This is a genomic window from Streptomyces sp. NPDC029122, assembly GCF_055569445.1.
Genome location: NZ_JBVHWK010000004.1, coordinates 43,480 through 69,673, shown reverse-complemented (window position 1 = coordinate 69,673; position 26,194 = coordinate 43,480). Strand labels below are relative to the sequence as shown.

The 26,194-nt window shown below is 73.1% G+C and carries 21 protein-coding genes; 8 read left to right on the top strand and 13 right to left on the bottom strand.

The features are described from left to right. Positions 1-212 precede the first annotated feature (212 nt). The 3 genes from ACZ4WZ_RS06885 to ACZ4WZ_RS06875 all read right to left on the bottom strand — a co-directional run bounded on the left by ACZ4WZ_RS06885 (position 213) and on the right by ACZ4WZ_RS06875 (position 3,579). Positions 213-806, bottom strand: a complete 594-nt coding sequence (locus ACZ4WZ_RS06885) for a TetR/AcrR family transcriptional regulator (protein WP_467886081.1) — start codon at positions 804-806, stop codon at positions 213-215. 21 nt (positions 807-827) lie between these two features. Next, positions 828-1,886: an aldo/keto reductase gene (locus ACZ4WZ_RS06880; RefSeq protein ID WP_467886078.1), complete on the bottom strand. Its 1,059-nt coding sequence runs from the start codon at positions 1,884-1,886 to the stop codon at positions 828-830. Between the two features lie 190 nt (positions 1,887-2,076). After that, positions 2,077-3,579 carry an MFS transporter gene (locus ACZ4WZ_RS06875; RefSeq protein WP_467886075.1) on the bottom strand — a complete coding sequence of 501 codons (1,503 nt, stop codon included), beginning with the start codon at positions 3,577-3,579 and terminating at the stop codon, positions 2,077-2,079. 79 nt (positions 3,580-3,658) lie between these two features. Between ACZ4WZ_RS06875 and dusB the strand changes: the two genes are divergently transcribed. From dusB to ACZ4WZ_RS06860, 3 genes are all read left to right on the top strand, one after another. Beyond that, the gene (gene dusB, locus ACZ4WZ_RS06870) at positions 3,659-4,801 is read left to right on the top strand and encodes a tRNA dihydrouridine synthase DusB (RefSeq protein ID WP_467886072.1); all 1,143 of its coding nucleotides are present in this window, start codon (positions 3,659-3,661) and stop codon (positions 4,799-4,801) included. Positions 4,802-5,167: 366 nt separating this feature from the next. After that, the gene (gene ppdK, locus ACZ4WZ_RS06865) at positions 5,168-7,876 is read left to right on the top strand and encodes a pyruvate, phosphate dikinase (protein WP_467886069.1); all 2,709 of its coding nucleotides are present in this window, start codon (positions 5,168-5,170) and stop codon (positions 7,874-7,876) included. 459 nt (positions 7,877-8,335) lie between these two features. Next, complete coding sequence (locus ACZ4WZ_RS06860) at positions 8,336-9,364, top strand: ArsR/SmtB family transcription factor (RefSeq protein WP_467886066.1); 1,029 nt, start codon at positions 8,336-8,338, stop codon at positions 9,362-9,364. Positions 9,365-9,452: 88 nt separating this feature from the next. On the opposite strand, the gene ACZ4WZ_RS06855 is transcribed toward ACZ4WZ_RS06860, so the two are convergent. Then, a complete protein-coding gene (locus ACZ4WZ_RS06855; protein WP_467886063.1) occupies positions 9,453-10,613 on the bottom strand; it encodes an alkaline phosphatase PhoX in 1,161 nt (386 codons plus the stop codon). 322 nt (positions 10,614-10,935) lie between these two features. Here ACZ4WZ_RS06855 and ACZ4WZ_RS06850 point away from each other — a divergent pair, with 322 nt between their 5' ends. Next, positions 10,936-11,340 carry a VOC family protein gene (locus tag ACZ4WZ_RS06850; RefSeq protein ID WP_388939050.1) on the top strand — a complete coding sequence of 135 codons (405 nt, stop codon included), beginning with the start codon at positions 10,936-10,938 and terminating at the stop codon, positions 11,338-11,340. A gap of 6 nt (positions 11,341-11,346) precedes the next feature. Here the strand turns inward: ACZ4WZ_RS06850 and nirD are convergent, their stop codons facing one another. Genes nirD through ACZ4WZ_RS06835 form a run of 3 tightly spaced genes read right to left on the bottom strand, consistent with a single transcriptional unit; the run spans position 11,347 to position 15,544 of the window. Further along, the gene (gene nirD / locus ACZ4WZ_RS06845) at positions 11,347-11,679 is read right to left on the bottom strand and encodes a nitrite reductase small subunit NirD (protein WP_467886060.1); all 333 of its coding nucleotides are present in this window, start codon (positions 11,677-11,679) and stop codon (positions 11,347-11,349) included. Continuing rightward, positions 11,676-14,207, bottom strand: a complete 2,532-nt coding sequence (gene nirB / locus ACZ4WZ_RS06840) for a nitrite reductase large subunit NirB (RefSeq protein WP_467886057.1) — start codon at positions 14,205-14,207, stop codon at positions 11,676-11,678. Before nirB ends, nirD begins: the two co-directional genes overlap by 4 nt. Next, the gene (locus ACZ4WZ_RS06835; protein ID WP_467886054.1) at positions 14,207-15,544 is read right to left on the bottom strand and encodes an NAD(P)/FAD-dependent oxidoreductase; all 1,338 of its coding nucleotides are present in this window, start codon (positions 15,542-15,544) and stop codon (positions 14,207-14,209) included. Before ACZ4WZ_RS06835 ends, nirB begins: the two co-directional genes overlap by 1 nt. A gap of 223 nt (positions 15,545-15,767) precedes the next feature. On the opposite strand from ACZ4WZ_RS06835, the gene ACZ4WZ_RS06830 reads away from it, so the two are divergent. Continuing rightward, the gene (locus ACZ4WZ_RS06830) at positions 15,768-16,544 is read left to right on the top strand and encodes a sulfite exporter TauE/SafE family protein (protein WP_467886051.1); all 777 of its coding nucleotides are present in this window, start codon (positions 15,768-15,770) and stop codon (positions 16,542-16,544) included. 4 nt (positions 16,545-16,548) lie between these two features. Here ACZ4WZ_RS06830 and ACZ4WZ_RS06825 read toward each other — a convergent pair whose 3' ends face one another. Both ACZ4WZ_RS06825 and ACZ4WZ_RS06820 read right to left on the bottom strand, forming a co-directional pair. Continuing rightward, complete coding sequence (locus tag ACZ4WZ_RS06825; protein ID WP_467886606.1) at positions 16,549-17,151, bottom strand: class F sortase; 603 nt, start codon at positions 17,149-17,151, stop codon at positions 16,549-16,551. A 331-nt stretch (positions 17,152-17,482) separates the two neighbouring features. Next, complete coding sequence (locus ACZ4WZ_RS06820) at positions 17,483-18,025, bottom strand: hypothetical protein (RefSeq protein ID WP_467886048.1); 543 nt, start codon at positions 18,023-18,025, stop codon at positions 17,483-17,485. 381 nt (positions 18,026-18,406) lie between these two features. On the opposite strand from ACZ4WZ_RS06820, the gene ACZ4WZ_RS06815 reads away from it, so the two are divergent. Next, complete coding sequence (locus tag ACZ4WZ_RS06815; protein ID WP_467886045.1) at positions 18,407-18,814, top strand: gamma-glutamylcyclotransferase family protein; 408 nt, start codon at positions 18,407-18,409, stop codon at positions 18,812-18,814. Between the two features lie 29 nt (positions 18,815-18,843). On the opposite strand, the gene dnaG is transcribed toward ACZ4WZ_RS06815, so the two are convergent. The 4 genes from dnaG to ACZ4WZ_RS06795 all read right to left on the bottom strand — a co-directional run bounded on the left by dnaG (position 18,844) and on the right by ACZ4WZ_RS06795 (position 24,229). Further along, a complete protein-coding gene (gene dnaG / locus ACZ4WZ_RS06810; RefSeq protein ID WP_467886043.1) occupies positions 18,844-20,742 on the bottom strand; it encodes a DNA primase in 1,899 nt (632 codons plus the stop codon). 34 nt (positions 20,743-20,776) lie between these two features. Further along, on the bottom strand, positions 20,777-22,051 hold the full coding sequence (locus ACZ4WZ_RS06805; RefSeq protein WP_467886040.1) for an NAD(P)/FAD-dependent oxidoreductase: 1,275 nt from the start codon (positions 22,049-22,051) through the stop codon (positions 20,777-20,779). Between the two features lie 94 nt (positions 22,052-22,145). Next, positions 22,146-23,459 carry a deoxyguanosinetriphosphate triphosphohydrolase gene (locus ACZ4WZ_RS06800; protein WP_467886037.1) on the bottom strand — a complete coding sequence of 438 codons (1,314 nt, stop codon included), beginning with the start codon at positions 23,457-23,459 and terminating at the stop codon, positions 22,146-22,148. Between the two features lie 56 nt (positions 23,460-23,515). Beyond that, on the bottom strand, positions 23,516-24,229 hold the full coding sequence (locus ACZ4WZ_RS06795; protein WP_467886035.1) for a sirohydrochlorin chelatase: 714 nt from the start codon (positions 24,227-24,229) through the stop codon (positions 23,516-23,518). 507 nt (positions 24,230-24,736) lie between these two features. Here ACZ4WZ_RS06795 and ACZ4WZ_RS06790 point away from each other — a divergent pair. After that, complete coding sequence (locus ACZ4WZ_RS06790; protein WP_467886604.1) at positions 24,737-25,351, top strand: SanA/YdcF family protein; 615 nt, start codon at positions 24,737-24,739, stop codon at positions 25,349-25,351. 71 nt (positions 25,352-25,422) lie between these two features. Then, positions 25,423-26,187 (top strand): glucose 1-dehydrogenase, encoded by a 765-nt coding sequence (locus ACZ4WZ_RS06785; protein ID WP_467886602.1) that lies wholly within the window; start codon positions 25,423-25,425, stop codon positions 26,185-26,187. Positions 26,188-26,194 lie beyond the last annotated feature (7 nt).

Sequence of the window (26,194 nt, the reverse complement as noted above, 5' to 3'; positions counted from 1 at the left end):
CCCCCTCCCCCCTCCCCCCCCCCCCCCCCTCCCCTCTTCCCCCCCCCCCCCCCCCCCCCCCCCCCCTCCCCTCCCCCCCCCCCCCCCCCCCCCGCCACCGGTCTTCGTGCGTGTGGCGCCGGGCGCCGGGCTCCGTCGAGCACCGCGCCCCTGGTGCGCGGGGAGGGCCGGACCGTCCGCAGCGCCGGGCCGATCGCGGCGGCTGTGCCGGATCAGGGGCGCAGGCCCCGGATGAGCAGCGCGGTGACCGCCTCGAACTCCGTGAGGATCGTGGGCGACAGCCAGTCCGCCACGTACTGCGGATCATGGAAACGCCCCGTGGCGTCGAAGACGGCGCGCGCGGCCGCCGGGACATCGGGCGCGACCAGGGTGCCGGCCGAGACCCCCTCGGCGATGATCTGGGTCAGCTGGTCGATCAGCTCGCCCAGGTGCGCGTCGACCACCCCGCTGTTCTCGCCGAGCAGCACCGTGTACGTCGCGAACAGCTCCGGATCGTCACCCGCCTTGTGGCGCTTGGCCTCGAAGAGTGCCTCCAGCCAGGCCTCCAGCTTGGAGGGCGCCGGCTCGTCCGGGGCCGAGGCGATCTTCTCCAGCATGACCACGCTCTTGGCGAGCCAGCGGTCCGTGACCGCCTCGCGCAGCGCCGCCTTCGAGGGGAAGTGCCGGTACACGCTGCCGTGGCTCACCCCCAGGGCCCGTGCGACGTCCACGACGGTGGCCTTGGTGGGGCCGAAGCGGCGCAGCACCTCCTCGGTGGTCTCGAGGATGCGCTCGGGGGTCAGGGGTTCGGTCGCAGCGGAGGGCATGGGTACGACCGTACCGCCGCCTCAGTGCTCGCTGTCGAGGTGGGCCATCTGCGCCGCGGGGTAGCGCTCGCCGGCCGCCGCCCCCGCCGGGACGGCCTCCTCGATGGCGGCGAGGTCGGCCGGGGTGAGCTCCACCCGTATGGCACCCAGTGCCTCGGCCAGCCGGTCCCGGTGCCGTGCGCCGACCAGCGGCACGATGTCCTCGCCCCGGGAGAGCACCCAGGCGATCGCGATCTGGGCGACCGTGACCCCCTTCTCCTCGGCGACCTCGCGCAGGGCGTCGACCAGGTCGAGGTTCCGGTGCAGGTTGCCGCCCTGGAAGCGGGGGCTCATGCCGCGGAAGTCGCCGGGGGCCAGTGCCCGGTCGCGGGTGAAGTGCCCGCTGATCAGGCCCCGGGACAGCACCCCGTACGCCGTGACGCCGATGCCGAGCTCGCGGGCCGTCGCCAGGATCTCCTCCTCGATGCCGCGCGAGATCAGGGAGTACTCGATCTGGAGGTCCGATATCGGGGCGACGGCCGCGGCCCGGCGCAGGGTGTCCGCGCCGACCTCGGAGAGGCCGATGTGCCGTACGTGCCCGGCCTGGACGGCCTCGGCGATGGCGCCGACCGTCTCCTCGATCGGGACGGCCGGGTCCACGCGGGCGATCCGGTAGATGTCGACGTGGTCCCGGCCGAGCCGTTGGAGCGAGTAGGCGAGGAAGTTCTTCACGGCCTCGGGCCGGCCGTCGTATCCGGTGAATCCGCCCTCGACGGTACGCAACGCACCGAACTTGACGCTGGTCAGCGCCCGCTCGCGGGCCGCGGCCGGGGCCGTGCGCAAGGCCTCGTTGATCAGTAGTTCGTTATGGCCCATGCCGTAGAAGTCGCCGGTGTCGAGCAGTGCGCCCATGCCCTCCGGAACGGCTTCGAGATAGGCGTGGACGGTCGCGAGGGACTCGGCCCGGTCGGCCTCGCCGTAGAGCGCGGACATGCCCATGCAGCCCAGCCCCAGGGGGAAGACGGCGGGGCCGGTGGTGCCCAGCCGGCGGCTCGCGGGGGCGAGGACGGTGGCGGTGGTGGCGTTCTCGTTGGTCGTCATGGAACGAGAATGGCATGACGGATGACAGATCTCAATATCTGTCATCCGTCAGTGTGAGGTCCGTGGGGACGGAGCCGGGCAGGCCCGGTGCGGGGCCGGGCCACGCGCTTGCGGCCGGACCCCCGACAGGGGCCCGGCCGCACCGGAACAGCTCGCGAGAACGCGCCAGGACGCGCCGTCGAACGGGAGGTCAGCCCGCCGGCGCCGGTCCCGGGGCCGGCGGGAGTCCGCCGTCCATGCGGGGGCCGGGGCCGGGGGCCTGTCCCGGCGGGGGAGCCGAGGGGGCGGCGGAGGACGGCCCGAGGGACCGAGCCGTGCGCACCGCCGTGGCGTGGGCCCACGGGCCGGTGGTGACGGCCCCGACCAGCAGCACCAGGAACGCGCAGCCGGTGATGATCCACCAGGCGGGCCGGGTCGCCGCGGCGAAGTCCGCGCCCCCGGCGGTGCCGGCCGCCAGCACCGCTCCGATCACGGCCACCCCCAGCGCCCCGCCCGTCTGCCGGCTGGTGGAGGCCACGGCGGCCGCCACCCCCGCCTGGGCGCGCGGCATCCCGGACACCGCCGTATTGGTGATCGGCGCGTTGACCAGGCCGAAGCCGATGCCGAAGAGCACGTACCCGGTGAACATCAGCGGTGTGGAGGTCTCCGCCGAGAACGCCGCGAACAGCAGCCCGCTCGCCCCCATGGCCACCCCGGAGATCAGCAGCGACGGCCGCGGCCCGTGGCTGGCGACCAGCCGGCCGGACACCGGCGCGCACAGGAAGGCGAAGGCGGCCATCGGCAGCATGTGCAGCCCGGCGTCCAGGGCGCTCAGCCCCCGTACCTCCTGGAGGTAGAGGGTGGTGAGGAAGAGGAAGCCGGAGAGCGAGGCGAAGGTGCTCACCGCGATCACCGTGGCCCCGCTGAAGGGGGCGCTGCGGAAGAACCTCGGGTCGATCAGCGGGTCCGCCCGCCGGGACTCGTAGAGCACCAGTCCCGCCAGCGCGGCGGCGGCGCCCAGCGCGCACCCGAGGATCGGCGGCGATTTCCAGCCTTCCGCGGGAGCCTCGATGATCGCGTACGTCACACCGCCCAGCACCGCCATCACCAGCAGCTGCCCCACCGGGTCCGGCCGCCGCGGCCGTTCGGACCGGGACTCCGGGACGTGGCGCAGGGTCAGTACGAGGGCGAGCACCCCGACGGGCACGTTGACCCAGAAGATGGACCGCCAGCCCACCGAGTCCACCAGCAGCCCCCCGACCAGCGGCCCGGCCGCCATCGAGATGCCGACGACCGCGCCCCAGGCGCCGATGGCGCGGACGCGCTCCTTCGGGTCGGTGAAGGTGTTGGTGATGATGGACATGGCGACCGGGTTGAGCATCGCCCCGCCCACGGCCTGGAGCATCCGGAAGGCGATGAGCCATTCCAGGCCGGGCGCCAGCGAGCACAGCACCGACCCGGCGGTGAAGAGGACCAGCCCCCAGACGAAGACCTTGCGGCGTCCGATCCGGTCCGCGGTCGATCCGGCCAGTATCAGCAGCGAGGCGATCACCAGGGTGTAGGCGTCGATGGTCCACTGCATCCCCGAGACCGAGGCGTGGAACTCGCGCCGCATCGCCGGCAGGGCCACGTTCAGGACGGTGTTGTCCAGGCTGACGATCAGCAGGCTCATGCAGCAGATCGCCAGGACGAGCAGGCGACGCCGACGGCTCATGTGATCTGCGCCACTCATGTGATGCATACCGCCGATAGTACGGATAACTAACGAACGCCGCGTGCGCGAGAATGGGGGGATGACCACGCTCCCCCCGCCCCTCGCGATCGGCCCGCACACCGTGCAGCCCCCCGTGGTGCTCGCGCCCATGGCCGGCATCACCAATGCCCCGTTCCGTACGCTCTGCCGCGAGTTCTCGGGCGGCAAGGGGCTCTTCGTGAGCGAGATGATCACGACCCGCGCCCTGGTCGAGCGCAACGAGAAGACCATGCAGCTGATCCACTTCGACGCGACGGAAAAGCCGCGCTCGATTCAGCTGTACGGGGTGGACCCCGTCACCGTCGGCAAGGCCGTCCGCATGATCGTCGAAGAGGACCGCGCCGACCACATCGACCTCAACTTCGGCTGCCCCGTCCCCAAGGTCACCCGCAAGGGCGGCGGCTCCGCCCTCCCGTACAAGCGCCACCTGCTGCGCGCGATCCTGCGCGAGGCCGTCGCGGGCGCCGGGGACCTGCCGGTGACGATGAAGATGCGCAAGGGCATCGACGACGACCACCTGACCTACCTCGACGCCGGCCGCATCGCCGTTGAGGAGGGGGTCACCGCCATCGCCCTGCACGGCCGCACCACGGCCCAGCACTACGGCGGCACCGCCGACTGGGAGGCGATCGCCCGGCTCAAGGAGCACGTGCCGGAGATCCCGGTGCTCGGCAACGGCGACATCTGGTGCGCGGAGGACGCTCTGCGCATGGTCCGCGAGACCGGCTGCGACGGCGTGGTCGTGGGGCGCGGCTGCCTGGGGCGGCCGTGGCTGTTCAACGACCTCGTCGCCGCCTTCGAGGGCCGCCCCGAGGACTTCCACAAGCCGGCGCTGCGGGAGGTCGCGCAGACGATGCTGCGGCACGCGCAGCTGCTGGGGGAGTGGATCGGCGACGAGGCGCGCGGTGTGATCGATTTCCGTAAGCACGTCGCCTGGTACCTCAAGGGCTTCGCCGTGGGTTCCGAGATGCGGGGCAAGCTCGCGGTCACCTCTTCCCTGGCCGAGCTGGACGCTCATCTGAGCGAGCTCGACCTGGACCAGCCGTGGCCCGACGGCGCGGACGGCCCGCGGGGCAGGACGTCCGGAAACAACCGGGTTGTCCTGCCGGATGGCTGGTTGAAGGATCCCTACGACTGCGCCGGTGTGAGCGAGGACGCCGAGCTGGACACGTCCGGAGGCTGAGAAACCGCCCTGCGTGCCGCGTGATATACGCCACGCATGGGAGAGGTTTCGCTCAGATGAGCGCATAAGTCACGGGTAAGACTTTCAAAGGGTGGCACTGGGTGCCACCCTTTGTGCGTTCAAGAGTTGAACGCAAATGTATCGATGATCGCTCATCCGAGCGCGATCAGGCCTCAAGGGCCCCTCTACTCTTCGGCTTCTGAAGGCTCTTCGTGCGTTTCCATTACTCAGCGGTTACTTTCGATCCACTGGCGCACGGGTGGTTACGCCCTCATGACGGCCAAGTGGACGTACCGGGAAGCCTTCGATCTGGGTATGTTCCTGGCCGTCAGGGCAGCCACCCGAGTCCTCGAGGAGTCGAGACCCGTGTCGGAAAACAAAGATCAGAAGTTCGTCTACGACTTCACCGAGGGCAACCGGGACCTCAAGGACCTTCTCGGCGGCAAGGGGGCCAACCTCGCCGAGATGACCAACCTGGGTCTTCCCGTCCCTCCCGGCTTCACCATCACCACCGAGGCCTGCAAGGTCTACCTCGAGAGCGGCACGGCCCCGGCCGAGCTCCGCGACGAGGTCAGCGCGCACCTCGCCGCCCTCGAGGCGAAGATGGGCAAGAAGCTCGGCCAGTCGGACGACCCGCTGCTGGTCTCCGTCCGTTCCGGCGCCAAGTTCTCCATGCCGGGCATGATGGACACCGTCCTCAACATCGGCCTCTCCGACGAGTCCGTCACCGGCCTCGCGACCCAGGCCGGCAACGAGCGCTTCGCGTGGGACTCGTACCGCCGCCTCATCCAGATGTTCGGCAAGACCGTCCTCGGCGTCGAGGGCGAGCTCTTCGAGGACGCCCTGGAGGAGGCCAAGACCGCCAAGAAGGTCACCGTCGACACCGACCTCGACGCCGCCGACCTCAAGAAGCTGGTCAAGGTCTTCAAGAAGATCGTCGCGAAGGAGGCCGGCCGGGAGTTCCCGCAGGACGCCCGCGAGCAGCTCGACCTCGCCGTCGAGGCGGTCTTCAACTCCTGGAACACCGACCGCGCCAAGCTCTACCGCCGCCAGGAGCGCATCCCCGGCGACCTGGGCACCGCCGTCAACGTCTGTTCCATGGTCTTCGGCAACCTGGGCCCCGACTCGGGCACCGGCGTCGCCTTCACCCGCGACCCGGCCAGCGGCCACCAGGGCGTCTACGGCGACTACCTCCAGAACGCCCAGGGCGAGGACGTGGTGGCGGGCATCCGCAACACCGTCCCGCTGGCGGACCTGGAGACCATCGACAAGACCTCCTACGACCAGCTCATGACGATCATGGAGACGCTGGAGACCCACTACAAGGACCTCTGCGACATCGAGTTCACGATCGAGCGCGGCCAGCTGTGGATGCTCCAGACCCGCGTCGGCAAGCGCACCGCGGGCGCGGCCTTCCGCATCGCCACCCAGCTCGTGGACCAGGGCCTGATCGACGAGGCCGAGGCCCTCCAGCGCGTCACCGGTGCCCAGCTCGCCCAGCTGATGTTCCCCCGCTTCGACGAGAACGCGAAGACCGCGCTCCTCGGCCGCGGCATCGCCGCCTCCCCGGGCGCGGCGGTCGGCAAGGCCGTCTTCGACTCGTACACGGCCGTCAAGTGGTCCCGCTCCGGCGAGAAGGTCATCCTGATCCGCCGCGAGACCAACCCGGACGACCTGGACGGCATGATCGCCTCCGAGGGCATCCTGACCTCGCGCGGCGGCAAGACCTCGCACGCCGCAGTCGTCGCCCGCGGAATGGGCAAGACCTGCGTCTGCGGCGCCGAGGACCTCGACGTCGACACCAAGCGCCGCCGGATGACGGTCGGCGAGACGGTCATCGAAGAGGGCGACGTCGTGTCCATCGACGGCTCCACCGGCAAGGTGTACCTCGGCGAGGTACCCGTCGTACCGTCCCCGGTCGTCGAGTACTTCGAAGGCCGCATGCACGCCGGCGCCGACGACGCCGACGAGCTCGTCGCCGCCGTGCACCGGATCATGGCGTACGCGGACCGCGTCCGGCGCCTGCGGGTGCGCGCCAACGCCGACAACGCCGAGGACGCGCTGCGCGCCCGCCGCTTCGGCGCCCAGGGCATCGGCCTGTGCCGCACCGAGCACATGTTCCTCGGCGAGCGCCGCGAGATGGTCGAGCGCCTGATCCTCGCGGACACCGACGACGAGCGCGAGGCGGCACTCAGTGCCCTCCTGCCGCTCCAGAAGAAGGACTTCGTCGAGCTCTTCGAGGCCATGGACGGCCTGCCCGTCACCGTCCGCCTCCTCGACCCGCCGCTCCACGAGTTCCTGCCCGACATCACCGAGCTGTCGGTGCGCGTCGCCCTCGCCGAGTCCCGCAAGGACGCCAACGAGAACGACCTGCGCCTGCTCCAGGCGGTGCACAAGCTGCACGAGCAGAACCCGATGCTGGGTCTGCGCGGCGTCCGCCTCGGTCTGGTCATCCCCGGCCTGTTCGCCATGCAGGTCCGGGCGATCGCCGAGGCCGCCGCCGAGCGCAAGAACGCCAAGGGCGACCCGCGCGCCGAGATCATGGTCCCGCTCGTGGGCACCGTCCAGGAGCTGGAGATCGTCCGCGAGGAGGCCGACGCGATCATCGCCGAGGTCGAGGCCGCCACCGGCACCAGCCTCAAGCTGTCGATCGGCACCATGATCGAGCTGCCGCGCGCCGCGCTGACCGCCGCCCAGATCGCCGAGGCCGCGCAGTTCTTCTCCTTCGGCACGAACGACCTGACCCAGACGGTGTGGGGCTTCTCCCGCGACGACGTCGAGGCCAGCTTCTTCACGGCCTACCTGGAGAAGGGCATCTTCGGGGTCTCGCCCTTCGAGACCATCGACAAGGACGGCGTCGGTGCCCTCGTGCGCCACGCGGTCGAGCAGGGCCGGGCCACCCGCCCCGACCTCAAGCTCGGCGTCTGCGGAGAGCACGGCGGCGACCCGGAGTCGGTGCACTTCTTCCACGAGGTCGGCCTCGACTACGTCTCCTGCTCGCCGTTCCGGATCCCGGTGGCGCGCCTGGAGGCCGGCCGAGCGGCCGCCGAGTCGAAGGGCTCCGACAGCCGCTGAGCCCCTGCGGGCCCCTCGGGGCCTCACGGGCCCCCTGAGGGGCCCCGGGGCTCGCACGGCCCCTCCTGACTGCGCCCTCCCCCGGTTCCCTGACTGCCGGGGGAGGGCGCGACCCATTTCGCGGGGCGGTTCGCGAGACGGTCCGTGTCGCAAAATTTTCAACAATGTCATTACGGCGCCAGGCGGTGGACGGATCCCCACCCGTCCACCGCCTGCCGCCTATCCGCCAGGCACGTCGGCGCTTCCCAGTGCGACCGACCGCCAGGCCCCGCAAAGCCCCCCACGGCCTTCACGGAGCGTTTCGGTCGCACCGGAGTGTGCCTGGCGGAGTACAGGATTTCGCTTGTCACGCCTCCGCCGAAAGGGGTTTCAACTGTGGCTGAAAGGGCGTGGTGACCACGTGTGACGGCGTGCATACTCGTGGGGCGGGGGGATTGCGGTTGCACAGGTGGGGGTTCGGTGCTTCGTATCCATTTCACTGGAGTGGACCTGGCACGCGTACGGATGGCAGGGCGTCCCGATGCGTTGTGGGAAACGATTCTTAGTTTTCATCGCTTAAGGGACCGGCGTGACGCCCGGTTCTTCGGCGAATGGCGTACGGAAACCCGTAGCCGGTTGAATGGTGAAACAAGGCTGCTGGGTGCGCTCATACCGGCTCGCGGCTATTTCCCCGATTTCCTGACCCCGGCCGAGGGCCAGTACGGGTGGGACCTCGGGCTCGACGCCCTGCGCGGGCTGCGCCCCGAGCGGCTGCGCCGGGAGCTGTCCCTCGTGGGCTCCGGCGCCGGGACGGGCTTCGGGGCGGCCTTCGGGACCCCGCCGCCGGCCCGGCTGCGGGAGTTCATGGACGGCGGCACCAAGTACCTGCCCCGGCTGCTGGGCGAGCTGCGCGCGTACCACCGGGCGGCCGTGGAACCGTACTGGAGCCACATCCAGGCGCAGATCGAGGCCGAGCGGGCGGCCCGCGGCCGCGCCCTCCTGGACGGGGGCGCGGACGAGCTGCTCTCGTCGCTGCCGCCGATGCTGCGCTGGCGGGCCCCGGTGCTGGAGTGCGAGTACCCGGTGGACCGGGACGTACGGCTGCGCGGGCGCGGGCTGCTGCTCCAGCCGTCCTTCTTCTGCCGCCGGACGGCGGTGACCCTGCACGACCCGGAGCTGCCGCCGGTGCTGGTCTACCCGGCCGCCGCCCAGCTGGCCTCCGCGGCGGCGGGCGGGGAGGCCGCCCGGCCGGCCGAGGAGCAGCGCCAGCGCACCCTGGGCAAGCTGGTGGGCCACACGCGCTCGGTGGTGCTGCGGGCCATCGGGGACGGGGCCACCACCAGCGAGCTGGCCCGCCGGGCCGGGGTCTCCCTGGCCTCCGCGAGCCAGCACGCCTGCGTGATGCGGGAGGCGGGTCTGGTGACGACCCTGCGCCACGGGAACGCGGTCCTGCACACGGTGACCCCGCTGGGCGCGGCCCTGCTCAAGGGCGGCGCGGTGGTCTCCTGAGGCATCGGCCGGCCGGGCGCACGCGCCACGGCCCGGCGGGAGGGGCGGTGGCCTCCTCCGCCGGGCCGGGAGCTGCCCGGGCCGGGCGTCAGACGCGGAACGGCCCCGTCACCTCGTAGGTGATGCCGCCGCTCGAGGAGCCGCTCGTACCGCGCTGGCTGCTGAAGTACAGCCGGCTGCCGTTCGGGGAGAAGGCGGGGCCGGTGATCTCCGAGGAGGACTGGCCGGTGACCCGCAGGAAGGGCGCCACCACGTCGTCCGGGGTGATCACGCAGATCTCCATGTTGCCGCCGTCCTCGGCGACGTACAGGTCGCCGTAGGACGACCCCGTGACGTTGTCGACGCCGGTCAGCGGCGCGGCTCCGCCCGGGACCAGGGAGTCGTCGTAGGCCAGCTCGTAGGTGCCGCTCGCGAGGTTGAGCTGCCAGACCCGGTTGTCGCCCTTGGTGGTGAACCAGACGGTGTCGTTCGCGTAGTGGCAGCCCTCGCCGCCGGTGAAGCGCTTGGCGCCGGAGACCTGGGTGCGGGTCGTGGTCGGGGAGCCGTCGGGGTCCGGCACGTTCTGCCAGCTGAAGGATCCGGAGGTGCCGCTTCCGGCGACCATGACCTGGAGCGTGCCGGACGAGAGGTTGCCCCACGTGGTGGGCACGAACCGGTAGAAGCAGCCGTCCGACTCGTCCTCGGTCATGTAGACCACCTTGCGCACCGGGTCCGCCGCCGCCGCCTCGTGCTTGAAGCGGCCCATCGCGGGCCGCTGCACGGCCGCGTTCACCCCGTACGGGTCGCTCTCGTAGACGTAGCCGAGGCTGACCTCCTCGCACGACAGCCAGGTGTTCCACGGGGTCTTGCCGCCCGCGCAGTTCTGCCGGGTGTTCGAGAGGATCCGGTACGCCCCGGTGACCGTGCCCGAGGAGTTGAACCTCACCGCGCTCGCGCCGCCGCCCGGGTTGATCTCCGAGTTCGACACGTAGATCCAGCCGGTCCCGTCCGCGAAACACGCCCCGCCGTCGGGGGCGTTGTGCCAGGTGTACGAGGTGCCGCTCACCCTCTGGGAGGAGCGGGCGATGATCCGGCTGCTGAAACCGGACGGCAGCATCAGCCCGTTGGCGTCCGCCGCGCCGAGGGCGCCGTAGGGCCCGGCGCCCGGCTGGGCGGGGGCGGCGTACGCGGCCCCGTGGCTGAGGGTGCCGGCGAAGGCGGCGGCGGAGGTGCCGATCACGGCACCGCGCAGGAAGGTACGACGTTCCACGGTCACTCCTGGGGGAGGAGGGCCCGCGCCCGGTCGGGCGCGGGGTCGCATGCGTCGAGGAACCTAAGGGCGCCGCATGGACGCGGCGCCAACTCCTCATGACGCGCGAGCGACCGGCTCGGGGTCAATGCCCGTGCGGCACCCGCTGCCCGCCGGGCCGCCCGGGAACCGCCGCTGGTGGCCCTGACCTGCGGAAACGAAATTCCGAAAAAAACTTCTCCGGACCGCGATGAGTTCTTCCGGTGCCCCGGGTCCACCCCTTCGACAGCACACCGGGCACGGCGCACCGCGCCACACGCCCCACCAGAGAAGAGGAACCGAGATGGCTCAGATGATCTTCGTCAACCTGCCGGTGAAGGACCTGGACGCCGCGAGGGCCTTCTGGGAGAAGCTCGGCTACTCCTTCAACCCGCAGTTCAGCGACGAGACCGCGGCCTCCCTGGTGATCAGCGACACCATCTTCGCGATGCTGCTGACCGAGGCGAAGTTCAAGGAGTTCGCCACCAAGCCCGTGGCCGACGCCTCCAAGACCACCGAGGTCATGGTCGCGCTCAGCGCCGACAGCCGCGAGAAGGTCGACGAGGTCGTCGACGCCGCCCTCGCGGCCGGCGCCGTCGAACCCCGCCCCGCCATGGACCTCGGCTTCATGTACGGCCGCGCCTTCGAGGACCTGGACCACCACGTGTGGGAGTACGTCTGGATGGACCCGGCCGCCGTCGAGGGCTGACCGCCCCTACGGAGCGGAGGCGGTCCGCACCGGGTACGTCCGGACCGCCACCTCCTCGTCGTCCAGGCAGCGCCCCGACTCCAGGTCGAAGCGCTGCTTCAGCAGCGGCGACGCCACGAAGGGCCGGCCCGCCGCGGCCCCCAGCAGCCCGCGCGACAGGACCTGTGCCCCGGTGAAGGGGTCCTGGTTCCCGATGGCGTACGGGCGCCCCGAGCGGTCGAGGAAGACCGCGGCCTGGCTCCCGTCGGGCAGCAGGGCCGCGACCCCCCGCCCGGGGATGAGCACCGACAGCGGGCACACCGTCAGCCAGCCTTCGGCCACCTTCAGTTCGACGGTCATCGGACCGGTCCTCCAATGGTCAGGACGGCCAGGTCGGGCTTGACCTGGTCGCGCTCGGGAACGAACTTCACGGTCGGGTCCGGGGCGCCGGGCGCGTTGACGAAGGACACGAACCGGCGCAGCCGGTCCGGGTCCGACAGCGTTTCGGCCCACTCGTCGCGGTAGTGCGCCACGTGGTCGGCCATCAGGGCCTCCAGCTCCGCGCACAGCCCCAGCGAGTCGTGCACCACCACGTCCCGCAGGTGGTCCAGGCCGCCCTCCAGGCGGTCCAGCCAGGTGGACGTCCGCTCCAGCCGGTCGGCGGTGCGGATGTAGAACATCAGGAACCGGTCGATGAGCCGGACCAGCTCCGCGTCCGAGAGGTCCTGGGCGAGCAGATCCGCGTGCCGTGGGGTGGCCCCGCCGTTCCCGCCGACGTACAGGTTCCAGCCGCTCGCCGTCGCGATGACGCCGAAGTCCTTGCTCTGCGCCTCCGCGCATTCGCGGGCGCAGCCGGACACCGCCGACTTCAGCTTGTGCGGGGCGCGCAGGCCCCGGTAGCGCAGCTCCAGGTCGATGGCCATCCGTACGCTGTCCTGCACCCCGTAGCGGCACCACGTCTGCCCCACACAGGACTTCACCGTCCGCAGGGCCTTGCCGTACGCGTGCCCGGACTCGAAACCGGCCTCGACCAGACGGGCCCAGATCTTCGGGAGCTGGTCCACGCTCGCGCCGAACAGGTCGATGCGCTGACCACCGGTGATCTTCGTGTAGAGGCCGAAGTCGCGGGCCACCTCCCCGATCACGATCAGCTTGTCGGGAGTGATCTCACCGCCCGGGATGCGCGGCACGACCGAGTACGAGCCGTTGCGCTGGAGGTTGGCGAGGAAGTGGTCGTTGGTGTCCTGGAGGGCGGCCTGTTCCCCGTCCAGTACGTAGCCGCTGGCGCCCAGGGTCGGGGCCAGGGAGGCGATGATCGAGCCGACCGCGGGCTTGCAGACCTCGCAGCCGTCGCCGCCGCGCGCCTCGGCCCGGCCGTGCCCGTCCAGGATCTCCCGGTAGGAGACCAGCCGCCGGGTGCGGACGATCTCGTACAGCTCGGCCCGGGTGTACGGGAAGCAGCCGCACAGCCCCTTGTCGGCGGCGGCCGGCAGCAGCTGCCCGATCACCTTCAGGCAGCTGCCGCAGCCGGTGCCGGCCTTGGTGCACTTCTTCACCTCGGGCAGGGTGGCGCAGGCGGTGATGGCCTTCTTGGTGACGTTGTGGCAGGAGCAGATCACCGCCGTGTCCGGCAGCGAGGACGGGCCGAGCGCGACGGGCGCCCCGACCCCCGCGGGCAGCACCAGCTGCTCGGGGGCGACCGGCGGGACGCTGCCGGTGAGCGGGCGCAGCAGCCCGTACGAGTCGGCGTCGCCGACCAGCACCCCGCCGAGCAGTACCCCGTCGGCGGAGACGACCAGCTTCTTGTAGACGCCGGAACGGGAGTCGGACCACACCACGTCCAGGCTGCCCTCGGCCGCGCCGTGCGCGTCACCGAAGGAGGCCACGTCCACGCCGAGCAGCTTGAGCTTGGTGGAGAGGTCGGCGCCGGTGAACTCCTTCTCCCGGCCCAGGAGGTCCTCGGCGGCGGTCTCGGCCATCTCGTAGCCGGGCGCGACCAGCCCGTAGACGCGGCCGTCGACGGCCTGCGCGCACTCGCCGATGGCGTACACGTGTGGGTCGGAGGTGCGGCAGCGGGCGTCGACGGTGATGCCGCCGCGCTCGCCGACGGCCAGCCCCGCGGCGCGCGCCAGCTGGTCGCGGGGGCGCACCCCGGCCGAGAAGACCACCAGTTCGGTGTCGACCGTGGAACCGTCCGAGAGGCTCATCCCGCGGACGGAGCCGTCCTCACCGGTCAGCACCTCCTGCGTGCCGACTCCGGTGTGCACCGTCAGGCCCATGGACTCGATGGTGCGCAACAGGACCGCGCCGCCGCCCTCGTCGACCTGGACGGGCATCAGGCGCGGCGCGAACTCCACGATGCGGGTGGCGAGCCCGAGCCCCTGGAGGGCGCCCGCCGCCTCCAGGCCGAGCAGGCCGCCGCCGACGACGGCTCCGCTGGACCGGGACTTGGCGTACTCCTCGATCGCGAGGAGGTCCTCGATGGTGCGGTACACGAAGCAGCCCGGCGCGTCCCTGCCCGGGACGGGCGGCACGAAGGGGTAGCTGCCGGTCGCCAGGACGAGGACGTCGTACGGGAAGACCTGCCCGGAGCGGGAGGTGACCGTACGGGCGCCGGTGTCGACGTGCTCGGCGGGGTCGTCGAGGCGCAGCTCGATCCCGTGCTCCTCGATGAAGCCGGCCGGGGTGAGGGAGAGGTCCTCGGGAGTACTCCCGGAAAAGTACGAGGTGAGGTGGACCCGGTCGTAGGCGGGCCGGGGCTCCTCGCAGAGCACGGTGATCCGGTGCGTCCGGGTGGCCCCGCGCTCGGCGAGGGCCTCCAGGTAGCGCTGGCCGACCATGCCGTGTCCGATGAGCACGATCGCGGGCAGGGGCTCGGGCACGGTCATCAGTGGCCTCCGTCGTCGGTGAGCAGGTGGAACGGGTCGTGCGGGGCGGTCAGGAACTCGTCGCCCTCCCAGGTGCGGGCGAGGGCGCCCACCGTGGAGAGCTCCCCGAGCAGCACCCCGCCGACGAGCCGGTCGCCGCGCAGGACGACCTTGCGGTAGGTGCGGCGGGTGGCGTCGGCGAGGCGGAGCACGTCGTCGCCGGGGAGCGGGGTGGGGTCGCCGAACGCGGCGAGGTCGAAGGGGCCGGGGCCGTCGGCGGTGGGGAGGGTGAGGCGGGTGAGGGCGCGGGTGCCGCAGTACTCGGCGTCTCCCCCCAACAGGACCGCCGCGAGCGCGTCGGCCTGCTCCAGGGCGGGTCCCGCCAGGCCGTACACCCGGCCGTCGTGTTCGGCGCAGTCGCCGATGGCGTGGACGCGCGGGTCGCTGGTGCGCAGCCGGCCGTCGACCACGACGCCCTTGCGGACCTCCAGCCCGGCCGCCTGGGCCAGCCCGACGCGGGGACGGACCCCGCAGGCCAGGACGACGACGTCGGCGTCGAGCCGGTAGCCGTCGGCGAGCTCGACCCCGGTGACCCTGCGGGGGCCCGGGCCGGGCGTCCTGCCGGGCACCCGGCGGGCCGGCGGACGGGCGGGGCCCGTGCTCCCGGAGAGCGGGGCGGAGCCGCGCCGCGGCTCCGCCGGTCCGCCCGGCGCGGGCGTCGTGATCAGGCCGCGGACCCGGCATTCCGTGTGTACCTCCACGCCGAGCGCCGTCAGGTGGTCCCGCAGCAGCGCGGAGGAGTCGGCGTCCAGCTGGCGCTCCATCAGGCGCTCCGCCTGCTGCGCGAGGACCACCTGCGCACCCCGCGCGGCCAGCGCACGCGTCGCCGAGACGCCCAGCAGCCCGCCGCCGATCACCACCGCCCGTACGCCCGGGCGTACGGCCGCCGCGAGGGCCAGGCAGTCGTCCATGGTGCGGAACGCGTGCACCCCCTCGGGGAGTTCCCGCCCGTCCGGGGCGAACAGCCCGCGCAGCGGCGGCAGCACCGGGTTGGAGCCGGTGGCCAGCACCAGCGTGTCGTACCGCTCCACGGCACCGTCGTCGCAGTGCACGGTGCGGTCCGCGCGGTCGATCCGCACCGCGCGGACACCCCGGCGCAAGGCCGGGCCGGGTTCCGGGAGCGCGGTGACCTCGGGTGCGTACCGGCCGGCCAGCACCTCCGCCAGCAGGACCCGGTTGTAGGGGGCGTGGGTTTCCTCCCCGAGCACGGTCACCGCCGCACCGGGGCCCAGCCGCGCAGCGAGCCGCAGGCCCGCCAGGCCGCCGCCGATCACCACCACACGCTGTTCCGAGGTCATGGCACGAGCGTGCGGGCAGGCTGTTTCCCCGCCGCATCGCCCCTGTTACCCGGACGGAACACCGACCTCAGCGCCCCGGTCAGGGGCCCGTGAGGCCCTCCGGCGCACGGGGGTGCCGCACAGGACGCCGCCCGCCGGGGCCGGCGCCCGGGCGAAGCTCAACCTTTGCGCAAGTTTCCGATGATCGATGGTCTTGCATCGATCCGGTCCCTAGGGTCGGTCCGTGCCTGACATATCAACAACGATGATCATCGTGCTGTGCGCGGCCGCCGCGGCGGCCGGCTGGATCGACGCGGTCGTCGGCGGAGGCGGCCTGCTGCTCCTGCCGGCCCTGCTGCTCGGCCTGCCAAACGCCCAGCCCGCCGCCGTCCTCGGGACGAACAAGGCGGTGGCCATCGTCGGCACCGCCGGAGCGGCCGTCACCTACGCGCGCAGGACCCCGATCGACGTGAAGCTCGCCGTCCGGATCGGGCTGGCCGCGGTCGCCGGATCGATGGGCGGTGCCGCGCTCGCCGGCGGGATCAGCAAGGACACCATGCGGCCGCTGATCATGGGGGTGCTGCTGGTCGTCGCCGCCGTCGTCATCTTCAAGCCCGGCTTCGGTGCCGCCCCCTCCGCCTCGCCCGTCTCCCGGGGCCGGGTGCTCCTCGCCATCGCCCTCGCCGGCCTGGGCATCGGCTTCTACGACGGCCTGATCGGGCCCGGCACCGGCACCTTCCTGGTGCTGGCCCTGACCGCTCTGCTCCACCTCGACCTGGTCACCGCCTCCGCCACCGCCAAGATCGTCAACTGCTGCACCAACGCGGGAGCGCTCGCGATGTTCGCGTACCAGGGCATGGTGTTCTGGCAGCTGGCCGCGCTGATGGCGGTCTTCAACCTGGCCGGCGGCATGGCCGGGGCCCGGATGGCGCTGAAGAAGGGCAGCGGCTTCGTCCGCGGCGTCCTGCTCACCGTGGTGGGCGCCCTCGTGGTCAAGCTCGGGCTCGAACAGTGGGGATAGCGGGTCAGGCCGTCCCCGTCAGGTGGGCGAAGACGACCACGTTGCCCTGGTAGCCGGTGCGCGGTGAGAAGGCGCCGCCGCAGGTGATCACCCGCAGCTCGGCGCGCGGCGAGGGCCCGTACACCCGCCGGTCCGGGAAGGCCCGGGAGTCGTACACCTCGACGGCGTGGACGGTGAACAGGGCCGTACGCCCGTCCGCGCGGGCGACCTCGATCACCGCCCCCCGGTGCAGCGCGCCCAGGTGGTAGAAGACGGCCGGGCCGCTGGCGTGGTCCACGTGCCCCGCGATCACGGCGGTCCCCGTCGCCCCGGGGGTGGTCCCGTCCCGGTACCAGCCGGCGAGGTCGCGGCGGGCCGGCGGGGGCACCTCGAGGCTGCCGTCGCGGTCCAGGCCCAGCCCGGTGAGCGGGGCGTCCACCCGGATCGCCGGGATCCTGATCCGCACCGGCGGCGAGCCCGGGAGCGGGGCGATGCTCCCGGGGTAGAGCAGCTGCGCGCTCAGCGCCTCGGCGGGGGAGGGCAGCGGGGGCCGCACGGTCACGGCGGAGCCGCTGCCGATGAGCCAGACGCCGACGCACAGGGCGACCGCCACCAGCCCGGCCCGCACCGGGAGCGCCCTGGCGCGCGGCGCCCCGCCCCGCCGGGTGCGGCCGCGGATGCGGGCGCCGCTGCCGTGGACGCCGCCGGACGGGCCGCCGCGTACGCCGTTGCCGCCGGACGGGCCGCCGGTACCGCCGTGGAGTACGCCGTCCCGCCGGGCGGCACCGTCCGGTACGCGGTCCCGCCCGCCGGGGAAGCCGCCACACATGCGCCGTACCCCCTCGTCTCGCCGTTCCTGGGAGTGGCCGTCGCCCGTCCCCGCGAACGGGGGGACCTCGCGGGGCGGGCGACGGGGGCGGTACCGGTCGGACCGCGGCCGCAGCCGCGGTGGGCGCCCGTCAGCTCCGCGTGCCGCTCGCCCGGCGACGCAGGAGCCAGGTACCGCCGACGGCGGCCACGGCCAGCACGGCCGCTCCCGCCGCGATCTTGGCGGGGTCGGTGGCGGTGGTCGTGCCACCACCCACCCCGGTCCGTACGCGGCCCTGCGGGCCTCGTTCGGTGACGACCAGGTCGCCGGTGGCGAACTTGCCGTTCGTGCAGGTGGCGCCGATGCCGTAGGTGCCCGGCCGCAGCCCCGCGCCGACCCGGAACTGGCCCGTCACCACGTCCGCGCGGTGGCCCGGCGCCAGATCGAAGCGGCCGCCGTCCACCGTGCTGGCGTCGCCCTCGGCCCGGCCGCCCCGGCCGCAGGCCTTGGTGTGCACGGTGACGGTGGCCCCCGGGGCGGCGGACTTCGGCCAGACCTCCAGCACGGCGAAGTCTCCGGGCGCGAAGGCCGTCATGCCGAGCTCCGCGGCCGCCACCGCTCCGGCGACCGGCCCGGCGAAGGCGACGGCGGTCAGCGCGGTGGCGGTGAGCACGTGAGCGGTGCTGCGGCGCATGGGTACTCCAGGGGGACACGGGGTCGTGCTTCGAGATAAACCGGCCCGCACGCCCCGCGCCTGCCGAACCAGTGCCGGATGGCGCCCGCGGTGCCCCGTCAGCCGGGCATCCGTGCAGGTCAGGGCCGTGAAGGGGCATCCGTGTCCGTCCACGCCGTCCGGGTGATGCCAGGCCGGCGCACGGCGACGCCGACCGCCGGGACCGGACGGAACCGGTCGTCATCGGACGCCGCCCCGGGGGGCCGGAGACCGCGCGAGAGCGGTGCGTACGGTGGGGGTGCGCGGCGGAGACGGCCCTCGGGCCGGGACCGCCGCACCGTCCAGCCATCGTCGGGGGAGGGCCGTGTGGCATCGGTCGACCGGCCGGGATCCGCGTCCGGCGTGCTGCCATTCTTCGTGTACGGGACCCTGCGGCCGGGGGAGGTCAACCACGACCTGTTCCTGCGGGGCCGGACCGCGGCCGAGGAGCCCGCCCGGCTGCCGGACGCGGCGCTGTACGAAGGGCCCGGCTACCCGTACGCCGTGGACCGCGCCGGCTCCGCCGTGGCCGGCGAGCTGATCACGGCCGCGCCGGGGGCGTACGCGGAACTGCTGGTCGCGCTGGACCTGCTGGAGGAGTACGCCGGTCCGGGACACCCCGGGAACGTGTACGACCGGGTCGCCCGAGAGACCGTCCGCCCCGACGGCGGCCGGGTCCGGGCCTGGGTCTACCTGGCGGCACCCCCGCTGGCCCACCACCTCGCGGAGTCGGGCACCGAGATCCCCGGCGGGGACTGGCTCCTGCGCTGAGGGGTCCCGCTCGCGGCGCCGGACGGCCGCTACAGCCCTTCGGCGCCGCGGTTGCGCAGGCGCTGGCCGTACTGCTGGAGCACCCACAGCTCCTGCTGGATCGCCGCGTGCTGCTCCGGCGGGGCCTGGGGGCTCAGCCGGGTCAGGGCGCCCTGGATCTCCAGGACCCTCCGGTCCACGGCGCGCAGGCGGACCTGGACCAGCTGCACGCCGGCGTAGACCTCGTCCACCGTCTTGGCGTGGATGGCCTCCACCGCCAGTTCCGTGACCATCGCGCGGACGGTGTCGTTCGGAGCCGCGTCACGGACCCGGGCCAGATAGTCGTCGGTGGCCTGCGCGGCCCCGCCGGCGTCCTGGATGGCCTGGCGGACGGCCGCGTAGGGCGGAGCGGTGAACTCGTCGATCCCGTACGCGTCGAAGGCGGGCGAGACCAGGGCCGGCCGCTGGAGCGCCAGCTTGAGGAGCTCCCGCTCGGTGCGGTGGGCGGGGCTGCGCAGGTTCAGCGCCGGTCCGCCGGCGCCGGCCGGCGGCGGCGCGGGAGCCGGTTCCTGGGGACGGCCCCGGCCCTGCTGCTGCGGCTGGCCGCCGCGTTCGCGGGCCCAGCGCGCCAGCTGCGCCACCCGCTTGACGACGAACTGCTCGTCGAGGATGCCCAGCATCCCGGCCAGCTGGACCGCCGACTCGTGCTGGATCGAGAGGTCCTTGATGCTCGCGACGACCGGGGCGGCCTCGGCCAGCGCGGCCGCCCGCCCCGCCGGGTTCTCCAGGTTGTGCCGGCCCACGATGTGCCGCAGCGCGAACTCGAACAGCGGGGTGCGCGAGTCCACGAGCCCGGCCACCGCCGCGTCGCCGTGCGCGAGACGCAGGTCGCAGGGGTCCATGCCGTCGGGGGCGATGGTGATGGAGGTCTCGGCGGCGAACTTCTGGTCGTCCTCGAAAGCCCGCAGGGCCGCCTTCTGCCCGGCCGCGTCACCGTCGAAGGTGAAGATCACCTCGGCGGTCGCGTTGTCCATCAGCAGCCGGCGCAGGATCTTGATGTGGTCCCCGCCGAAGGCCGTGCCACAGGTGGCGATGGCGGTGGTGACCCCGGCCAGGTGACAGGCCATGACGTCGGTGTAGCCCTCCACGACCACGGCCCGCGAGGTCTTCGCGATCTCCTTCTTCGCCAGGTCGATGCCGTACAGCACCTGGGACTTCTTGTAGATCGCCGTCTCGGGGGTGTTCAGGTACTTGGGCCCGTTGTCGTCCTCGCGCAGCTTGCGCGCGCCGAAGCCGACCACCTCGCCGCTGATGTCCCGGATCGGCCACATCAGCCGGCCCCGGAAGCGGTCGATGGGCTTGCCGCTGCGGCTGTCCTGGGCCAGCCCGGAGAGGATCAGCTCCTTGTCGGTGAAGCCCTTGCCGCGCAGGAACCGGGTCAGGTGGTCCCAGCCGGCCGGGCTGTAGCCCACGCCGAAGTGTTCGGCCGCCGCCTGGTCGAAGCCCCGTTCGGCCAGGAACCGGCGGGCGATCTCCGCCTCGGCGCCGCCGAGCTGCTCCGCGTAGAAGACGGCGGCGGCCTTGTGCGCCTCGACCAGGCGGATCCGCTCGCCGCGGCCGCTGGTGCCGGCGGTGTAGCCGCCCTCCTCGTACCGCAGGGTGATGCCGGCCTGGCCGGCCAGGCGCTCGACCGCCTCAGAGAAGGAGAGGTGGTCGATCTTCATGATGAAGTCGAGGGTGTCCCCGCCCGCCTGGCAGCCGAAGCAGTGGTAGAAGCCCTTGCTGGGGCTGACCTGGAAGGACGGGGACTTTTCGTCGTGGAAGGGGCACAGCCCCTTGAGGTTGCCGCCGCCGGCGTTGCGCAGCTGGAGGTACTCGGAGACCACGGCGTCGATCGGGACCGCGTCCCGTACCGCCTTCACGTCGTCGTCGTTGATCCGTCCTGCCACCCGTGAATTCTACGGCCGGGCGCAGGCAAACCCGTCAGGCCCCCTCCGCCGGCACCAAGGACTCAAGCGGAACGGAAGGGTCCGCCAGTTTTTCGCGGTCCACCGGCGCCTTCGACCTGATCAGGGCCTGGATGGGCTCGACGACGTCCCACACGTTCACGTTCATCCCGGCCAGCACCCGGCCGTCCGAGAGCCAGAACGCGACGAACTCCCGCTTGCCCGCGTCCCCGCGCACCAGCACCTCGTCGTAGCCGCCCACCGGGGCGTACCCGGAGTACTCCAGGCCGACGTCGTACTGGTCGGAGAAGAAGTACGGCACCCGCTCGTACGAGACCTCCTGCCCCAGCATCGCCCGCGCGGCGGCCGGGCCGCCGTTGAGGGCGTTCGCCCAGTGCTCGACCCGCAGCCGGGTGCCCAGCGCCGGATGGTGGGCGGCGGCCACGTCCCCGACGGCGAACACGTCCGGGTCGGAGGTCCGCAGCGAGGCGTCCACGGCGATGCCGCCACCGTGCTCCCGGTCCACCAGGGCCAGCCCGGAGGTCTCGGCGAGCGCGGTGCGCGGCGCCGCCCCGATCGCGGCGAGCACCGCGTGCGCCGGGTGCTCCTCCCCGTCGTCCGTGCGGGCGGCCATCACCATGCCGTCCTGGCCGACGATCTCCGTCAGCCTCGCGCCGAAGTGGAAGCGCACCCCGTGCTCGGCGTGCAGGTCGGTGAAGAGCCGGCCGATCTCCGGGCCGAGCACCGCGTACAGCGGGGTGGGCAGCGGCTCGATCACGGTCACCTCCGCCCCGTACCCGCGGGCGGCCGCCGCCACCTCCAGGCCGATCCAGCCCGCGCCCGCGATCAGCAGGTGGCCGTTGTCCCGGCCCAGGGAGGCCAGTGCCTTGCGCAGCAGATCGGCGTGGGCCAGCCGGCGCAGGTGGTGCACCCCGGCCAGACCGGTCCCGGGGATGTCCAGGCGGCGCGGCTCGGCCCCGGTGGCCAGCAGCAGCTTGTCGTAGTGCAGCAGGGTGCCGTCGCCCAGGCGCACCGTCTTGGCGTCCCGGTCCAGGTGCACCGCGGGCTGGCCCAGGTGCAGCTCGACGTCCGCGCCCGCGTACCAGGACGGCTTGTGCACGAAGACGCTGTCGCGTTCCTCCTTGCCCAGCAGGTAGCCCTTGGACAGTGGGGGCCGTTCGTACGGATGGTCGCGCTCGTCGCCGATCAGGATCACCCGGCCCGTGAACCCCTCCGCCCTCAGCGTTTCGGCGGCCTTGGCCCCCGCCAGCCCTGCGCCAACGATGATGAACGTCTGGTGTGCGTCGACCACCTGATGCCTCCTCATAACCCATCGGCCACGTGCGGCCACCTTGCGAGCGTCCCGCACCCAGCCTGCCGCGTGAAGGGGGAGTGGCCCGATCGGCTCACCCTTCGGCGCGCCGCCCGCGTCGGGTGAGGCGCGCGTGCAGGGAGCGGGCGGCGGCGTCGGTCAGGCAGGCGATCTGGTCGATGACCGCCCGTTTGCGGGCCCTGTCGTCCGGCGCCGCGTCGAAGAGCGCCCGGAACTGCGGGTCCAGGCCCTCCGGTGCGCGGGCGCTGAGCGCCTCGGCGAGTTCGGCCAGGACGACGCGCTGGTCGGCCCGCAGCCGCTCCTGCTCGTCGCGCTGCATCACGTACAGGTCGGCGACCGCCTTGAGGACCGCGCACTCGTTGCGCGCCTCCCGCGGCACGACCAGCTCGGCCGCGTACCGGGTGAGCCGCCCGGCGCCGTACGCCTCGCGCGTGGCGCCCTCGGCTGCCAGGCAGAAACGGCCGATCAGCTGGCTGGTGGCGTCCTTCAGGCGGGCCTGCGCCACCGCCGAACCGTCATAGCCGTGCGGCCACCAGTCCTCCTCCATCAGCCGGTCCAGTGCCTCGCGCAGCTCCTCCGGCGAGGTGTCGGCGGGCACGTACCGGCCGATCGCGACCCGCCAGATGGCGGTCCGCTCCGGCTCGGCGAAGAGGAGGTTGGGATCGAGGTGGCCGGCGTGCAGCCCGTCCTCGAAGTCGTGCACGGAGTACGCGACGTCGTCCGCCCAGTCCATCACCTGGGCCTCGAAGCACTTGCGGTCGGCGGGCGCGCCGCGCCGCAGCCACTCGAAGACCGGCAGGTCGTCCTCGTACGCCCCGAACTTCACCGAGGCCGGGTCGGTGGGATGGTCCCCGCGCGCCCAGGGGTACTTGGTGGCGGCGTCCAGGCAGGCACGGGTCAGGTTCAGACCGACGCTGGCCAGCTCGCCGTCCGGGCCGGTGACGAACCGTTTGGGCTCCAGCCGGGTCAGCAGGCGCAGGGACTGGGCGTTGCCCTCGAAGCCGCCGCAGTCCTTGGCGAACTCGTTGAGCGCCTCCTCGCCGTTGTGCCCGAACGGCGGATGGCCCATGTCGTGGGAGAGGCAGGCCGCTTCGACCAGGTCCGGGTCGCAGCCGAGGGCCGCGCCGAGCTCCCGGCCGACCTGCGCGCACTCCAGGGAGTGCGTCAGCCGGGTGCGGGGACTGGCGTCCCAGTCGAACGAACGGGTGCCCGGGGTGACGACCTGGGTCTTCCCGGCGAGGCGGCGCAGCGCGGCCGAGTGCAGCACCCGGGCGCGGTCGCGCTGGAAGGCGGTGCGGCCGGGCCGTTTGTCGGGCTCGGCGGCCCAGCGCTCGGTGGCGGCCGGATCGTAGGACTCGTAGGCGGGGGCGTGCGGCGTGCCTTCCATGCTCAGACGTTAACCGGAACCACCGACAATCCGAGCGATCCGAACCAATGCGGCCGTCAGGCGGTGGCCAGTTCCCGTTGGCCGGCGCTGCGGGCCAGCGCCTCGTCGTAGCGCCGCAGCACCAGCCGGGCCAGTGCCGGGTGCGCGCCGAGCGGGGCGGCCGCCGGGCCGGTGGCGGCGGCGGCGCTCGCCGACGCGAACCGGCCCGGGGCGGCGAAGTACGAGGCCACCGCGGTCCGGTGGTGCCCGCGGGCGGTCAGCGCCCGGACGGCGTCCGCCACGCTCGGGGCGGCCGCGGAGGCGTACGCCGGGACCACGGGCACCCCGCCGAGCCGCTCGGAGAGCAGGTCGGCGCTGCGCCGGGTGTCGGCGGCGGAGTCCGGGTCGAGGGACCCGGCCGAGGCCAGTACGACGGCCGTGCCCGGAGTCCAGCCGGCCTCCAGCAGCCGCTCGAAGAGGGCCTCGACGAGCAGGGGGTGGGGACCGAGGGGGGCGGCGGTGCGGATCCGCAGGTGCCCGGCCCGGGCCGCGGCGGCGGGGAGGTCCCGCTTGACGTGGGTCCCGCGCCCGAGCAGCAGCGGTACGAGGACGGCCGAGCCGGTGGTGTCCCGGAGGGTGTCGGCCAGCAGTGGCCGGTTCAGCTCGATGTGCCCGAGGCGGACGTCGAGGGCGGGGCGGAGCTCGCGGACCCGCTCGAGCAGGGCGAGGACGGTGCGCGGGGCGCGCGGATCGCGGCTGCCGTGGGCCACGGCGACGAGGGTGGGGTGCATGGGAGGACTCCGTGGTGCCGGGCGCGGGGCGGGCGCAGGACGCTGAGCTGGGTGCCGAGCTGATCGGTGATCCGGGTCAGCAGCTCGGCCGCGCTGCCGAGGGGGAGGGAGGGCGGGAGGGCGGAGGAGGGGAGGGGCTGGGGGGCGGGAGGGTGCACCGGCTCCGTCATGAACCGATCCTGCGGGGTCCAGATTGCGGGGGCGTTGCGCGGGGGTGACGGGTGTTTTCCTGCGGCTCACTCGGTCATTCGTACGAGTGAAAGGCGGGGCGGGTGGAACTGGGGGCGGGGCCGGTTCGTCAATCCGTGCGAAAGGCGTGCGGGACGAGGGGGGACGGTCATGGACGAGCGGGAGCGGGCGGGGGCGCCGGTGTCCGGGAGGGCGGGGCGGTTCCGGGCGGCTCGGCCGGGGGCGGGGCGGCAGCGGGGCGGGCGGTGGCGGGCCGCGCGGTCGCGGGCCGGCGGGCTGCGGACGGTGCGGGCGCGCCGAAGGGCCGTGCAGACGGTCATGGCGCTGTGCGTGCTGGCGCTGCTGCCCTCGGCGTGGACGCGCGCCGCGGCCGCCGACCGGCTGCGGACCACCGCCGACGCGCCCGAGGCCGGGGTGGCGGTGGTCTTCGGGGCAGGTCTGTGGAAGGGCCGGCCGACCCCGTACCTGGCGTACCGGCTCGACGCGGCCGTGGAGCTCTACCGCGCGGGAAAGGTGAAGGTGGTCCTGGTGACCGGGGACAACAGCCGGACCGAGTACGACGAGCCGGGCGCGATGCGCGCCTATCTCAGGGGTCACGGGATACCGGACGACCGGATCGTCAGCGACCACGCCGGATTCGACACCTGGGACTCCTGTGTACGGGTCCGGGAGATATTCGGGGTGCGCCGCGCGGTCCTGGTCAGCCAGCACTTCCACATCCATCGCGCGGTGGCGCTGTGCCAGGCGGCGGGCGTGGACTCCTACGGCGTCGGCGTCGACGACGAGCACGACTCCACCTGGTACTACGGCGGTGCCCGCGAGGTCTTCGCGGCCGGCAAGGCGGCCCTAGACGCGGCCTTCCAGCCGCGGCCGAGGTTCCTCGGACCGAAGGAGGAAGGGGTGTCGCGGGTCCTGGCCGCTCTGGCAGACTGACGCAGCGGTCGGCGTATACCGATTAGTCATATGCGGAGGTGTCCGCGGCAGGGGGATGGAGCATGGGCGCTGTGGTGGATCTGAGCGGCAAGGCCGTCGTCATCACCGGCGGGGCGCGGGGCCTGGGCGCGGCGGCCGCGCAGGCGGTCGTCGACGGGGGCGGCCGGGTGCTGATCACCGACCTGCTGGAGGCCGAGGGCGCCGAGACCGCCGCCGGGCTCGGCGACGCGGCCCGCTTCCTGCGGCACGACGTGACGAGCGAGACCGACTGGCGGGCGGTGCTGGAGTACGCGGTCGCCGAGTTCGGCCGGATCGACGGACTGGTGAACAACGCCGGCATCCCCACGGGCCAGTTCCTGGAACACGAGAGCGTCGAGCACTTCCGCCGGGTCATCGAGGTCAACCTGGTCGGTGTGTTCATCGGGATCAAGACCGCGATACCCCTGCTGCGGGAGAACGGCGGCGGCTCCATCGTCAACATCTCCTCCGCGGCCGGCCTCACCGGACTCGCCCTCACCGCCGGGTACGGGGCCTCCAAATGGGGCGTGCGGGGGCTGTCGAAGATCGGTGCCGTCGAGCTCGCCGAGGCGAGGATCCGCGTCAACTCCGTCCACCCCGGCATGACGCTGACCCCGATGACCGCCCCCGTCGGCATCCGGGCCGGCGAGGGCAACTATCCCGGGGCCCCACTGGGCCGCGTCGGCGTCCCCGAGGAGATCGCGGCCGCCGTCGCCTTCCTCCTCTCCGACGCCGCCGGATACGTGACGGGCGCCGAGCTCGCCGTGGACGGCGGCTGGACGGCCGGCCTGACGGCGAAGCACCTGACGGGACGGTAACCCCGCC

Excerpts from the sequence above, each read along its gene's own strand:
- ACZ4WZ_RS06800 (WP_467886037.1), bottom strand. The coding sequence starts at position 23,459 with ATGGAAGGCACGCCGCACGCCCCCGCCTACGAGTCCTACGATCCGGCC.
- dusB (WP_467886072.1), top strand. The coding sequence starts at position 3,659 with ATGACCACGCTCCCCCCGCCCCTCGCGATCGGCCCGCACACCGTGCAG.
- ACZ4WZ_RS06790 (WP_467886604.1), top strand. The coding sequence starts at position 24,737 with ATGGCGCTGTGCGTGCTGGCGCTGCTGCCCTCGGCGTGGACGCGCGCC.
- nirB (WP_467886057.1), bottom strand. The coding sequence starts at position 14,207 with ATGACCGTGCCCGAGCCCCTGCCCGCGATCGTGCTCATCGGACACGGC.
- ACZ4WZ_RS06885 (WP_467886081.1), bottom strand. The coding sequence starts at position 806 with ATGCCCTCCGCTGCGACCGAACCCCTGACCCCCGAGCGCATCCTCGAG.
- ACZ4WZ_RS06820 (WP_467886048.1), bottom strand. The coding sequence starts at position 18,025 with ATGCGCCGCAGCACCGCTCACGTGCTCACCGCCACCGCGCTGACCGCC.
- ACZ4WZ_RS06875 (WP_467886075.1), bottom strand. The coding sequence starts at position 3,579 with ATGAGCCGTCGGCGTCGCCTGCTCGTCCTGGCGATCTGCTGCATGAGC.
- ACZ4WZ_RS06795 (WP_467886035.1), bottom strand. The coding sequence starts at position 24,229 with ATGCACCCCACCCTCGTCGCCGTGGCCCACGGCAGCCGCGATCCGCGC.
- ACZ4WZ_RS06880 (WP_467886078.1), bottom strand. The coding sequence starts at position 1,886 with ATGACGACCAACGAGAACGCCACCACCGCCACCGTCCTCGCCCCCGCG.
- nirD (WP_467886060.1), bottom strand. The coding sequence starts at position 11,679 with ATGACCGTCGAACTGAAGGTGGCCGAAGGCTGGCTGACGGTGTGCCCG.
- ACZ4WZ_RS06835 (WP_467886054.1), bottom strand. The coding sequence starts at position 15,544 with ATGACCTCGGAACAGCGTGTGGTGGTGATCGGCGGCGGCCTGGCGGGC.
- ACZ4WZ_RS06850 (WP_388939050.1), top strand. The coding sequence starts at position 10,936 with ATGGCTCAGATGATCTTCGTCAACCTGCCGGTGAAGGACCTGGACGCC.